Origin of the sequence: Nostoc sp. (genome assembly GCF_036917555.1) — a bacterium.
In the GTDB taxonomy this organism is placed as follows: domain Bacteria; phylum Cyanobacteriota; class Cyanobacteriia; order Cyanobacteriales; family Nostocaceae; genus Nostoc.
In genome coordinates this window covers 1-13,428 of record NZ_JBALDD010000065.1, presented here as the reverse complement: position 1 = coordinate 13,428, position 13,428 = coordinate 1, and the positions used below count along the sequence as shown (strand labels likewise).

Below are 13,428 nucleotides of genomic sequence, written 5' to 3'. Positions count from 1 at the left end.
AAAGCGCAGAGGTTTGCCCAATTTATTAGCTACGAATTAATGGAATGGTGTACTAATACCATTTCTTTGTGAGGCTGCGCTAAATTTTCTCGAGTTCTTATTTATTTATTTCTTTGTGTCCAACTTTTGGAGACGCTGCGCGAATGCGCCCTTCTGGTGCGTCCGCTGCGCGTTGGCGTCAGCCTCTCGCAGAGAATGCGGTTCGTTCCTCATATACGGTGCATCTTCATACAGAATTGGTATTACTGCGTGTACCTCTGCGTTTAAAAAAGCTGAGTTCACTCATAGATGATTCTAATAAAGATTTTGGAATTCAAAAAAAATGAGCGATCGCCATTTTATCAGCAAGCGATCGCGCTTGTGTTATTGACAAGAATTGATGCTATTAGTCCTTACCACAACTAGTCCTACCACCACCGCAATAAGTAGTCCACCAAGGATTGAATTTCGCCTTATCTTCCGCATCATTGCTCATGTTTACCAGCGTTTGAAAGCTCGATTTGTCATCTCCATAGCGAAAGTGCATGTGACTTGGGTCACCGTGAGGAACTTGGAAAGTTAGATACTTGAACTGGTTACAAGCGGGGTCTTTACTTTCATCTTTTTCTAGTTCAAATAAATCCCAGACAGCTGTTTTGTATTCTGGGTAATACTTGGAATCACCTACAGCCCCCACGTAAGCATAATAACAGTTGCGGGCAATAGATGTTTTTCCCTCGGTATCTTTGTAGAAGCTAAACTTATCCATTTTTTCAATCACAATCCGTTTGGGATTGCGCGGGTCTTTCATGGAACTATTACTCTCCGTATTCAGAAAAAAAACGCCGTCATATCCCAAATAAGGAACTTTATAAGCATTCGGAGAAAGAATTTGAGTCTCAATCGCTTGGGTATATTGATAAGGGAAAGCAAAAATAGCCAACGTAACCAAACAAACCTGAGAAAATCGTTTAATCATTTCAAGATTCCTGAAACTAATTGTTAACTATTTGAAAACATCAAATTACTAAACTGATGCTGTTCTGCCATCGATATCGAAAAGTCTCGCCTGTCACTGCTGAGAATTCGACCTTCTCCAAGATGTTCTGCTAGAACGACTAAAGAAGTATCGGCAAAATCCATTGGTGTATCACCATAGGTTTCCATCAACTCTGCAATTCGCTGTAAATGAACAATTTCTAAATTAAATATCGTCAAGTATTTGCTTTTGATGAAGTTCCTGAGAAATCTGGGCGGAACTTTGCTACATCCTTCTCTTAATAGTAAGTAGCAAGTTTCAGTGATAACTGGGTAAGTAGTAAGGATTGGCTCATTGATCGTTTCCAGGGCAGTAATTGCTAGAGAATGATATCGATCCTTTATACTGGCAATAGCGACAAAAAATCCTGTATCAGCAAGAATCATTTTGCGACCCAATTTCAATGCGAACAATGGACTTGTAATTACTAGAAAGGTCTGGATCAGCCTCTGGAAGTGAGCCGAGAAACCCCGTTTCCTCAAATATTTCTAGTATCTTCTTACCGCGCCGAGGCTTGTCTGTGCTGGCTTCGAGCAGTTTCAAGGCCTCATCAATCACCTCGGCAGCACTGAACATAATGACCTGTATGAAGTTGCTGCTGGATGCGCTGAATTTGTTCAGGTGTTAAGGAAATCAACATCTTGCTTACCTCATTACTCATATTTCACAGCCGATCACCGCCTAAGTTTCCCTGCCCAACAAGGGCAAAACTACTATGAAATTGCTCCTTCATCAACTCATGTCCTCTGGCTAACGCTAGTTTCGAGGAAACGTGTCGCACTGCCTTAAAACTCCCAACTGATGGAACCAACAATTGTCAAGGGCGCATCTCTTTGAGCAGTGGTTCTACCGTAGGCGAAGTTTGCATAATCTATATCAAATAGATTACGGATATTGATCGCTGCATTAAAACCATCTTTCCGATAGTAAAGCGCTGCATCAGTACGGAAGTAATCTCGGAGTGTAAACGAGTTCGCCAAATCGCCTTGCTTCTCACCCACATAAAACAGCCCCAGTCCAAATCCCAACCCTTTGAAATCGCCCGTCTGAATCTTATATGTTGTCCAAAGACTCGCTTGATGCTCTGGCACGTCTTCCAATCGATTACCCACAAGAAAAATGTTTTTATCCTTAGTAACTTCTCCATCGGTGTAGGCATAGGACGCGATTACGTTCCAACCAGGCAAAATCTCACCTGTAACATCCAACTCAATCCCTCGACTCTGTAGCTCTCCAGTCTGAAAGAAAAATCGCGGGTTAGCCGGATCGGTGGTTAGAACATTCGTCTTGGTGAGTTGATAAGCGGCTAACGTTGCCGAAAGCTTGCCGTCTAGAAAATCTGTTTTGACACCGACTTCATATTGGGTTCCCCTCGTCGGTTCAACTGCACTCAGAGTTAAGTTGGAACCTTCCGGGTTGGATCCTGTGGTCTGGAGAAAAGAGCGACTGTAACTGGCATAGAGAGAAACCGTTTTGCTGGGTTGATACACCAAGCCAATCCGGGGACTGAAGGCGCTATCCTTTTGGACTGGCTCATCAATTCCATTTCCTATTGTTTCAGCTTCATTTGACACCCAATCATAACGACCACCAATCAGGAGTTTTAGGTTATCGCTAAACGCGATCTGATCTTGAAGGTAGACCCCGTAAGATTGAATCGTGTTCAGATTCCTAAAGTTCGGAACAAATTCGGGTCTTGGAATATCGTAGTTTGGGTTCAAAATATCTAAAGGAGGTACATTTGTTAGAGGTCGAGTACCTATAAAATCTCCAACATTGCGCTTGATATCAAAGCCCACTAAGAGTTGGTGTGAAATCGATCCGGTATTAAACTTCCCAAGCAAGTCGATTTGTCCAAAATAGTTATTTTCTGTATTCTCAGTCTCTAAAGTGTCATAGTCGGTTAGGAAGCGATCGTCCACGATGTTGTTGGGATAAGATTCGTTTCGGGTATAACTAGTAAGCGTTACAGCAACATTATTACGAATCTGCCAGTTGCCAGTAAGTTCATACTTTAGCGTGTAGCCAATTTTATGATTATAGATATTGAACAAGTAGAAATCAGGATAGCCAGTGTAGAGGCTCCGAGGTGTCAAGCTACCATCGCTCTTGACCGTAACAAAACTTCTAGGAGGATTTGCAAACCAGTGAATGTATTCATAGTACAGATTCAGTTCTGTTCGATCTCCCAATTTCCAGGTGATTGAGGGTGCGATCGTGGTCAGGTTGGTGTTGACAAACTCTTGAATATTGTTTGACCCTTCATAGCCAGCAATCAAGCGGTAAAGCAGGGTTTTATCCGCATTTAAGGGTCCGGAGAAATCGATACTGGGCTGATAATATCCATAACTTCCTGCCTCAAATCCAAGTTTGTAATAGGGTTCACTTAGGGGTTGTTTGGTAACAGTGTTGATGATCCCACCAGGCTCTAGAGCACCGAATAGAACCGAGGCAGGTCCTTTTAGAACTTCCACTTGCTCAATCGTCCCAATGGGTGTCAAGGTGTTGAAATTACCTTGTGGATAGCCGTTGCGGAGATTTCCTTCCGCAAAGAATCCTCTGATGATTCTGCCTCCACCAGGCGAACCCATAAAGGTTGAACCATCAACTACGCCACTGACTGTTTCCACGGCCTCATTCAAGTTTCTTGGCTTGCGATCTTCTAGCACCTGTCGGGGTATAACTTGAATCGATTGGGGAATGTCGCGTAAGGGTGTATCCGTATGCGTTGCAGTTGACGCATCTGGTACGTTATACCTATCTTGCTCACCCGTCACCACCAATTCAATCGGCTCATCCTGCTGTGCTGCTGGTTCCTCTTGGGGTGTCTCACTAGCAGGCGTTTGGGGTGGCTGGGGTGGCTGTGTCGCCGTTGCAGCAGATGCTACCCCAAAAACCAACCCTGCATTATCATCAAATAACTCAACTGTGGGCATAGCTGCAACACCTACCACCGTCACCCGCACAGTATTTGCATCAATATTCGTAACTGTTATTTCAGTAATTTCCCCAAGCGGTTTTTCCGAACGAAATGTAAAAGCCTCGCCCGACGGTAAACGCAATTGCCCGCCAGATACATCTGCAATAAAATTATTGCCTGTACTGCGATTTGTGACTTGCAGTTGAGTCCCAAGCGGGGTCTCTAAAATTATCTCCACACCTTTGTCGGTGGGATTGGCTTTCACCCCCGTTATTTGAATTGTCGGCGCGGGTGTGGTTTGTGGTGTTGGCAACTGCACTAGCAATTGTTGAGCGCTAGTGCTGGGACGCTCTATCTCACTGAGTTGGCGAATCTCTCTAATTGACCAAGAATTGCGTAGTACCGATGCTACAGATTTACTCTGTACCTCTTGTTTGAGTATTTCAGTAGCAGCTGCGCTGATTGTACCCCAAAGCCAAACATAACTTGTTAGTAATAAAGTCTTCAACAGCTTTCGTTTCATTTCTTGCCCCACACCAAACCCAAACAAGAATTCTTTTCAACAAACACTATCAGTAATCTAGTGCCATGAGAAAGCTGTTTTGGTCTCTAGCGGGAGTTTTTTTTGGTCGCTAAAAGAAGTGTTTGCGTTGCATCAAGTACTCTTTAGGGTTTACACCAAATTTTTTTCTAAAAGCAGCAGCAAAGTGATTCCGACTGGCGAAGCCGATTTTCTGGGCAACTTCACTCACTTTCATTTCTCCAATTTCCAGCAATTGACGCGCCTGTTCTAAGCGGTAATCATGGAGATAAGCAAACAAAGGCTTGCCGAAGACCTGTAGAAACCCGCGCTTGAGTGCATACTCATTGAGTTTGACTAGGCGTGCCAGTTCTGCGGTTGAAGGTGGATTGTCTAGCTGTTGCAATAGCAAATCTCTGGCATAGAGAATCCGCTCTAATGTTCCCGACTTTAGCGGCTTGGGTGTCCGGCTTCCCATCTGAATTTCTGCTTCTTGTTCCAGCAGCAGTGCTAATAGTTCCAGCGCTTTGCCTTCCAGGTACGTGCGCTTGATGATACCCTGATAAGGACAATGCAATATACGCTGCACATTATATTGCATCATCGGAGTCATGAGGTTGGAGCGAAAGTGGAGGGGTTGGTTAGGCTCACGCACTAAATGTTGTAATGCTTTTGGTAGTTCCCCGGAAGAATTGCCGATGAAGGACTGCAACAATTCTGGTTCAAAAGTTACACTCATCGAAAGTTGCCATCCCTCAGAAAACTCATCTTCTCCTTTAACAATCATGCCACTGCCGTGAAAACCGTACTGTCCGGCTTCCGTCTCATTAACTGCCCAAGGAGAGCTTTCCCTCCAGTGTCCTGAAAGCATAAACCAAAACTCTAGGGGATGTGGATGGTCAATGCGTTTTATGATCAGATTGTCACAGTGCTGATGGCTGTGAATGTCCAATACCAAGCTTTGCCGTAATTTAACTCGTCGATAATGTCCTTCTCCCGATGCCTGGGGATACTTGCAGGTCACATCTAACTCATCATCAGGATCGTTACTTTGTGGGGTTCCGTCAATTTTTTCAAAGAGTTCATCTTGCGCTTGTGCTGAAATAATAATGGTCATGATTAATCAAACTAAAACTTATTGAGATTAATTATCACTATTTCCTCAACCTTATACAAGTTAGATTAATGATATTTGTTAGCAATCTTTCCAAAAAATCACGCTTGTACAGTATTTAGAAACAGATCGCTATGAATTGATCAAGTGTATTATTCCGATAATGAGTAACTCAATTCTCACAACTCACAACTTGACTATTGGTTACAAGACATCCCAAAAAACTGTTCGGTGTGTTGCATCTGATATTTCTGTATCTCTGCAAGCGGGGGAACTGGTTTGTTTACTTGGCCCCAATGGTGCGGGTAAATCTACATTACTGCGATCGCTCGCCGGAATGCAACCTCCAATCGTGGGTGAAGTAAGACTCTTAGGCGAAAATATTTACAAGTTAGCACCACAAGAATTAGCCAAACGTCTGAGCTTGGTACTCACCGAAAAAGTTGATGTCGGAATACTATCAGCCTACACTTTGGTCACTCTGGGGCGATATCCTTATACTGACTGGTGGGGAAATTTGACACCCGAAGATGAAGCAATAGTCAATTGGGCAATAAAATCTGTAGGAGCAGTACACTTAGCACAACGCCAAGTTAGCGAATTAAGTGATGGTGAACGCCAAAAAATTATGATTGCGCGTGCGTTAGCTCAGTCACCTATTATTATGTTACTTGATGAGCCAACAGCATTTCTCGATTTACCACGACGGGTAGAAATTATGCAATTGTTGCGTCAGTTAGCACGAGAAACCAATCAAGCGATTCTCCTTTCAACTCACGATTTAAATTTAGCTCTGCGTCTTGCTGATAAAGTTTGGCTACTATCAACTAATGGTATTTTACACGTTGGCGCCCCAGAAGATTTGGTGTTGAGTGGTGCTTTTGCTGATACTTTCGAGAGTGAAGGTGTAGAGTTTGATGTTGCTTCTGGGGAATTTCATCTCCATACATCCCATAAAGGAGAAATTAATTTGATAGGTGAGGGGATTACAGCAATATGGACTATTCGTGCTTTAAAACGTGCAGGCTTCCAAGTTAATCAAACTCAAAATAGCTTACCAATCTCAGTAGAAGTGATATCCAACTATAAACAAGTTTTGTGGAAAATCACAAACAGCCAGACTGTATATACTTATCATTCATTGTATGAAATGATTAATTTTTTGAATTCTTTATAGAAGCATTGCATCCAAGGGAAATAGCAAGAGTAGTAAATGCAAAAATTAGTTGATGTTCTAATGGCAATCTTCGCAGTCGATTAGTATAAGCTATATCACCATTATTAATTTTGAGCAGCGGCTTTTTCTCTTTTCAACCAAAGTTAGTCATTTTACTTCGGTTAAAAATTTAACTACCTAAGATGATATTAACAATTAGATAGCTTGCTGGTTTAACGGAATTACAATTACAAATTCTGTCCCCTGGCCAGGAGCAGAAATACATTGTAATTTTCCCCGATGTTTTTGAGTGATAATCTGGTAACTAATAGATAAACCTAATCCAGTACCTTTACCAATTGGTTTAGTAGTAAAGAATGGTTCAAATAAACGTTTTTGTATATCTTCTGGAATACCCAAACCGTTGTCGCCAATGCGAATAACTACTTGCTTTTGGTTAATGAGTTGAGTGTGAATGCGAATTTGTCCTTTGTCGGTTGCAAATGAAGAATGACTAATGACTAATGACTCTTCTAGAGCATCGATTGCATTTGCGAGAAGATTCATAAATACTTGATTGAGTTGTCCAGCATAACATTCTACTAATGGCAGGTCGCTGTACTCTTTAATGACCTCAATTGCTAGATTGTTAGATTTAGGTTTGAGGCGATGTTCCAGAATCATCAACGTATTATCTATACCCTCATGGATATTCACAGCTTTCATTTCTGCGTCATCTAACCGGGAAAAGTTTCGCAGCGATAAGACAATTTCTGTGATTCGTTCTGCACCAACTGTCATAGAAGTTAGCAAGTTGGGCAAGTCTGCAATCAGAAAATCTAAGTCGATCGCTTCTGTTTCTTGTTGAATTTCCTTTGCTGGATTAGGATAGTTTTTCTGGTATAATTGCAGCAGTCTCAATAAATCTTGGATATATTGATTGGCATAGCCGACATTGCCATAAATAAAATTGATTGGGTTGTTAATTTCATGCGCTACACCTGCTACTAACTGCCCCAAACTGGACATTTTTTCACTATGCACCAGTTGAGATACTAGCTGCTTTGCTTCTTGGCGCAATTGGGCTTCTGAGTATCGCAATATCTGCTCTGCTTGTTTGCGCTGGGTAATGTCGTGGAGAATGACGACATATTCCTGAAAATCCTGATGGGGCCTATCTGAGATGGAAACTTCCAGAGTTCTGTTTTTCCCATTACCAATTAGGATTTGTTCGCTACGCTTTGTCCACTGCTCTGGATAGTAGACTAATGCAGGTAGCCATTTATTGAGGTGATTTCCCCACAACTCAGATGGGTTGACACCAAAGAACGATTCGGTGGCTGGGTTAGCTTGCCGGATAATGCCTTGATTATCTACGACTAAAATACCGTCCTGGGCGACAGTAAACAGGTGTTCGGCAGCAACTCTGGCTTCTGCGATCGCTACCACTTGAGGTAAACTTGTCCAACAGGCGATCGCTACTCCCACAAATGCCACACTCATCAGTAGCACCACAAATATATTCTCACCGCCCGCAGTTGCCACTTTATTAAGTTTGACACCAAATAACCAGCCAACTGCCACGGCGCTGCACAGTAAAAAAATCAGGATGCTCACCTGAAGAATTACTGAATCTTTGATGATTACCACAGGGCGCGTGCGATATCGCCGCATCCACCAATCAGGATGGAATGCAGGGAAATTCACACGGCGAATCATCGCATCTATTCCCATAACACCAATGGGAAATAATAGCCCAATGAGAAAGTTGAGCCAACCCCAGGCAAATCCGCCCACCAACAGCACCACAACTTCTAATAGCAGAATGGCCAGAGATATGCGAGGAAACAAAACTTCCGGGCGATCGCGCCGAAGCCAAAGCCCCAGATGCAGTAACATAAAGGAGACAAACCAACCGATGTTACCAACAGCCACGATTCGCGCCACATCTCCCCAAATCAGATAGATTAAGCACAACACCAGTGTTAATGTCAATGCTGGGACAAACACACCCCGACGGGAAACCACAGAAAATACTGGTGAAATGTGGTTATCTAACGCCAGTTGATACAAAATTCGCGGGCAATTAGAAACCACCGTTGCCGAACCTAAAAGACAAGCAGCTACTAGCAAAAAAGAAACACTTACACCAGTGAATCTTCCCCAAAAGGGCAGGGAAGCTGCCGCAAGATTCAGAAAAGCATTGTCTTTAAGGTTGGGATTTGTTGCTAACCGCATCACTACCCAAGACCCTCCCCAAAATATGGGTGGCATCATCCAGGCTGCAACATCTAGAAACCGTAGCGTTTGAGTGGGGTTGCGGCTATCGGCGACAAAGGAAGAAGCCGTTTCACAGCTATAGGTTGCATAAGTGACGAAAAAGAACCACTTTGCCCAATCTACAAAGCTCAAAGATGACCAACTGCTAGGAAAAAACCCAGGACTCACCGGAGAAAACGCTAACCAGCCAAGACCTTGGATACAGAAGGTCATTAGCAGTCCAAAGGCTGGAATTACAAAAAACAAATGTAAAATACTCAGGGCGCGAGTCCCACTAAACGCCACGATAAAGGGCAATAGTGTAAAGCTAATATCCAGAAATATGTCTGGACAGGTAATACCCAGCGTCTCTAAATTTACTTTAATTAAATCTCTGAGTACGATTGTATTCACTGACAGGTAAGAAACCCAATTGAGGAGGTATCCAATTGCTGCATAACGAGCTAGTCCTGGGTAGTTTTGCAGTAGCTTGGTAGCATAGTTAGGTGTTCCTCCAGCTACATTGATGAAATGCATACCTAAGCGTTTTACCTGATAGTTGAGCAGCATTCCGAAAATCACCGCAGGTATCCAGACAAAAATAGCTTGGGAACCGAGAGCAGCATGAATCGCTGGAACCAATGCTGTCCAAGAAATATGAGCTGTCAAACCAAAGCCCCAACTTTCAACAGCACTTAGGCTTCTAGGCAAGCGAGGGTAAGAAGATTGGCCCAATGTGGAGTGAGCAGGATGGGACATGATTGGCAGTGTTAGGTGGGATACTGTAATTAAGCTTATTAGCTAGAGTTCCCATCTCGTAAATGTTCTGAACAAAAACTTTCTGCTCAGAATCATACTTAGATGTTGAGTATATCACCAGAGAAAATTACCTTTATAACACAAGCATTTATTAAGAGGATGTTTTAAAAGTGTTTGGCTGTGATTTTAGGCACTTATTGATCCCCCCTAACCGACGCTAGTCGCTCCATTTGGGGAGACCCCCATGAGCAAGTGGCGTGCATTTAGGAGAATCTAGAACGTTTTGATACTGACAATAGGACTTTTAAAACATCCTCTAACACCATAATTTAGCTTAAAGGTGCGGTGTCTACGACGGGCTACGCCTACGCTCTTTTGACTCGACAATTAGTGTTCAGAGGTGAAACGATCGCCCTTTTTGCTCGACAGTTGGTGTTCATAGGTGGAACGATCGCCCTTTTTGCTCGACAATTGGTGTTCAAAGGTGGAGCGATCGCCCTTTTTGCTCGACAGTTGGTGTTCACAGGTGAAACGATCGCCCTTTTTGCTCGACAGTTGGTGTTCATAGGTGGAACGATCGCCCTTTTTGCTCGACAGTTGGTGTTCAGAAGTGGAGCGATCGCCCTTTTTGCTCGACAGTTGGTGTTCAAAGGTGGAGCGATCGCCCTTTTTGCTCGACAATTGGTGTTCAAAGGTGGAGCGATCGCCCTTTTTGCTCGACAGTTGGTGTTCAAAGGTGAAACGATCGCCCTTTTTGCTCGACAGTTGGTGTTCAAAGGTGGAACGATCGCCCTTTTTGCTCGACAATTGGTGTTCACAGGTGGAGCGATCGCCCTTTTTGCCCGACAGTTGGTGTTCACAGGTGGAATGGTGAGGTTTTGAGGTCGAGTCTAGAGGCGTAGGAGCCTGCGATGTATACGACGAGCTACGCTAACGCATATTGCCACAATGCAATCCTTCATACAGACTACATTATTAATTAGCTCAATTTCTCTGCTGCGCGTCCAAGCAGCAAATCATCGTCAAGCATTGCCTCTGTAAAACCCGAAATGATTAACGAAGAACTGCCGCAAATTATTGAACAAGCTGCCAGAAAAAAGCTGACAAAATTAGACCTTTCTGGCAGAGGTTTAACAACGCTGCCACCGAAAATTGGCCAACTCACCAACTTGCAAACCCTCTACCTCTACAACAATCAACTGAGCAGTCTGCCACCAGAAATTGGCCAACTCACCAACTTGCAAACCCTCAACCTCTACAACAATCAACTGAGCAGTCTGCCATCGGAAATTGCCCAACTCACCAACCTGCAATCTCTCTACCTCGACAGTAATCAACTGAGCAGTCTGCCACCGGAAATTGGCCAACTCACCAACCTGCAAACTCTCAACCTCTCCAGTAATCAACTGAGCAGTCTGCCATCTTTAGTTGGCCAACTCACCAACCTGCAATCCCTCTACCTCATCGGTAATCAACTGAGCAGTCTGCCATCGGAAATTGACCAACTCACCAACCTGCAAATCCTCAACCTCTACAACAATCAATTGAGCAGTCTGCCACCGGAAATTCGCCAACTCACCAACCTGCAAACCCTCAACCTCTACAACAATCAATTGAGCAGTCTGCCATCGGAAATTGGCCAACTCACCAACCTGCAAACCCTCGACCTCCGCAGTAATCAACTGAGCAGTCTGCCACCGGAAATTGGCCAACTCACCAACCTACAAACTCTCAACCTCTCCAGTAATCAACTGAGCAGTCTGCCACCGGAAATTGGACAACTCACCAATCTCACCCGGCTTGAACTTATCAACAATTCCCTAGAACCACTTCCACCAGAAATTGAAAGCAAAGGATTGAAAGCAATATTGAACTTTTACAGGCAGCAACGAGAAACCGATCGCCTCTACGAAGCCAAATTACTCATTGTGGGAGAAGGTGGTGCAGGTAAAACTACGCTAGCCAAAAAAATTCAAGACAAAAAATATACGTTACAACAAGATGAAAATACTACCGAAGGCATTGATATTATTAAATGGAAGTTCTTGCTTGACAATAACAGAGAATTTCAGGTCAATATTTGGGACTTTGGTGGTCAAGAAATTTATCATGCTACCCACCAATTTTTTCTTACAAAACGCTCTCTTTATGCCTTGGTTGCTGATACTCGCAAAGAAGACACAGATTTTTACTACTGGTTAAATGTGGTTGAATTACTGAGCGGTAATAGTCCTTTGTTAATTGTCAAAAATGAAAAGCAGGAGCGCAAACGAGAAATAAACGAGCGGGAGTTACGACATGAATCCACTAATTTTCAGGAAATACTTACTACAAACTTGGCCACTGATCGCGGTCTGCCAGAAATCTTAAATAAAATTAAACGTTATATTACTAACCTACCTCATGTAGGAATAGAACTCCCTAAAACCTGGGTCAAAGTGCGAGAAGCTTTAGAAGGTAACTCTCGCGAATATATTAGCTTGGAAGAATATCTAAACATCTGTGAGCAACACGGTTTTACTAAACAGGAGGATAAACTCCAACTCAGTGACTATCTGCATGATTTAGGTGTATGCCTTCACTTCCAAGATGATGACTTTTTAAGAAAAACCGTGATTCTCAAGCCCACTTGGGGTACAGATGCCGTTTACAAAGTGTTAGATAATCCACAAGTAATTCAAAACCTGGGTAAATTTGATCGCAATGATTTAAAAAATATTTGGCACGAAAACAAATATGCCAATATGCGACCAGAACTGTTGCGGCTAATGATGAAATTTAAACTGTGTTACGAAATACCTAGTCGTCCCGGCACTTATATTGCACCTCAATTACTCTCTGTCAACCAACCTGATTTCAATTGGGATGAATCCAATAACCTAATCCTGCGTTATAAATATGACTTCATGCCGAAAGGTATTCTCACCCGCTTTATAGTCGAAATGCACTCCGATATTGAACAACAAACCCTAGTTTGGAAAACAGGCGTTGTTCTTGCTAAAGACCAAACCCGTGCTGAAGTGATTGAACACTACAATCAACGAGAAATTAAAGTCCGCGTAGCAGGAAAAGACAAGAAAGAACGGCTAGCAGTTATCATCCATGAACTAGAAAAAATTCATAACTCTTACGAACGTCTGCAATATCAAACACTTGTTCCCTGTAACTGTGAAAGCTGTAAGGATAGTCAAACGCCTCATTTTTACCGCCGAGACGTGTTGTACAAATTCCGAGAAAATAATCGCGACCAAATTCAGTGCCAAGATAGCGGTGATATGGTAGATGTCCGCAAACTAATTGACGATGTTTTACCGACCTCACCAACTCTGCAAATATTTATGTCTGAACCCATAACCAGAAATCAAGTTTTCATTAGCTATAGTCATCAAGATCAGGAATGGCTTACCAAACTCCAGAAACACCTCAAGCCAATGATTCGTAACCAAAATATGCTTGTGTGGGACGATACCAAAATCCAGGCTGGTGCTGAGTGGCGCAAAGAAATTGAAAATGCTTTAGCAGCAGCAAAAGTGGCAGTATTATTGGTTAGCCCCGATTTTTTAGCATCAGACTTTATTGCTGATAATGAGTTATATCATGTTCGGTAAATTACTTATGATTAAGCCTCGATTTGAATCCACCAATGAAAACCAGTTAAGCCTTGAATCAAATCTTGCTGTTG

The 13,428-nt window shown here is 43.0% G+C and carries 9 protein-coding genes; 3 read left to right on the top strand and 6 right to left on the bottom strand.

What is annotated here, in order from left to right:
• Positions 1–385: 385 nt before the first annotated feature.
• The 5 genes from V7K60_RS25675 to V7K60_RS25655 form a co-directional block, all read right to left on the bottom strand.
• Entirely contained in the window at positions 386–958 is a 573-nt protein-coding gene (locus tag V7K60_RS25675) for a hypothetical protein (RefSeq protein WP_334929604.1), read from the bottom strand.
• Positions 959–981: 23 nt separating this feature from the next.
• Positions 982–1,404 (bottom strand): type II toxin-antitoxin system VapC family toxin, encoded by a 423-nt coding sequence (locus V7K60_RS25670; protein WP_334929602.1) that lies wholly within the window; start codon positions 1,402–1,404, stop codon positions 982–984.
• Complete coding sequence (locus tag V7K60_RS25665; RefSeq protein WP_334929600.1) at positions 1,391–1,594, bottom strand: hypothetical protein; 204 nt, start codon at positions 1,592–1,594, stop codon at positions 1,391–1,393. Before V7K60_RS25665 ends, V7K60_RS25670 begins: the two co-directional genes overlap by 14 nt.
• 209 nt (positions 1,595–1,803) lie before the next feature.
• The gene (locus V7K60_RS25660; protein ID WP_334929598.1) at positions 1,804–4,461 is read right to left on the bottom strand and encodes a TonB-dependent siderophore receptor; all 2,658 of its coding nucleotides are present in this window, start codon (positions 4,459–4,461) and stop codon (positions 1,804–1,806) included.
• 109 nt (positions 4,462–4,570) lie between these two features.
• On the bottom strand, positions 4,571–5,575 hold the full coding sequence (locus V7K60_RS25655; RefSeq protein WP_334929596.1) for a helix-turn-helix transcriptional regulator: 1,005 nt from the start codon (positions 5,573–5,575) through the stop codon (positions 4,571–4,573).
• A gap of 160 nt (positions 5,576–5,735) precedes the next feature.
• Here V7K60_RS25655 and V7K60_RS25650 point away from each other — a divergent pair, with 160 nt between their 5' ends.
• Complete coding sequence (locus V7K60_RS25650; protein ID WP_334929594.1) at positions 5,736–6,749, top strand: ABC transporter ATP-binding protein; 1,014 nt, start codon at positions 5,736–5,738, stop codon at positions 6,747–6,749.
• A gap of 195 nt (positions 6,750–6,944) precedes the next feature.
• Here V7K60_RS25650 and V7K60_RS25645 read toward each other — a convergent pair whose 3' ends face one another.
• A complete protein-coding gene (locus tag V7K60_RS25645) occupies positions 6,945–9,746 on the bottom strand; it encodes an ATP-binding protein (RefSeq protein ID WP_334929592.1) in 2,802 nt (933 codons plus the stop codon).
• A gap of 345 nt (positions 9,747–10,091) precedes the next feature.
• Here V7K60_RS25645 and V7K60_RS25640 point away from each other — a divergent pair, with 345 nt between their 5' ends.
• Together V7K60_RS25640 and V7K60_RS25635 are read left to right on the top strand one after the other, a co-directional pair.
• Positions 10,092–10,628, top strand: a complete 537-nt coding sequence (locus V7K60_RS25640) for a hypothetical protein (protein ID WP_334929590.1) — start codon at positions 10,092–10,094, stop codon at positions 10,626–10,628.
• Between the two features lie 167 nt (positions 10,629–10,795).
• Positions 10,796–13,354 carry a COR domain-containing protein gene (locus V7K60_RS25635; RefSeq protein WP_334929588.1) on the top strand — a complete coding sequence of 853 codons (2,559 nt, stop codon included), beginning with the start codon at positions 10,796–10,798 and terminating at the stop codon, positions 13,352–13,354.
• Positions 13,355–13,428: the final 74 nt, after the last annotated feature.

Coding starts and splice junctions, on each gene's coding strand:
- V7K60_RS25670 (WP_334929602.1), bottom strand. CDS start 1,404: ATGATTCTTGCTGATACAGGATTTTTTGTCGCTATTGCCAGTATAAAG.
- V7K60_RS25645 (WP_334929592.1), bottom strand. CDS start 9,746: ATGTCCCATCCTGCTCACTCCACATTGGGCCAATCTTCTTACCCTCGC.
- V7K60_RS25665 (WP_334929600.1), bottom strand. CDS start 1,594: ATGTTCAGTGCTGCCGAGGTGATTGATGAGGCCTTGAAACTGCTCGAA.
- V7K60_RS25655 (WP_334929596.1), bottom strand. CDS start 5,575: ATGACCATTATTATTTCAGCACAAGCGCAAGATGAACTCTTTGAAAAA.
- V7K60_RS25635 (WP_334929588.1), top strand. CDS start 10,796: ATGATTAACGAAGAACTGCCGCAAATTATTGAACAAGCTGCCAGAAAA.
- V7K60_RS25675 (WP_334929604.1), bottom strand. CDS start 958: ATGATTAAACGATTTTCTCAGGTTTGTTTGGTTACGTTGGCTATTTTT.
- V7K60_RS25660 (WP_334929598.1), bottom strand. CDS start 4,461: ATGAAACGAAAGCTGTTGAAGACTTTATTACTAACAAGTTATGTTTGG.
- V7K60_RS25650 (WP_334929594.1), top strand. CDS start 5,736: ATGAGTAACTCAATTCTCACAACTCACAACTTGACTATTGGTTACAAG.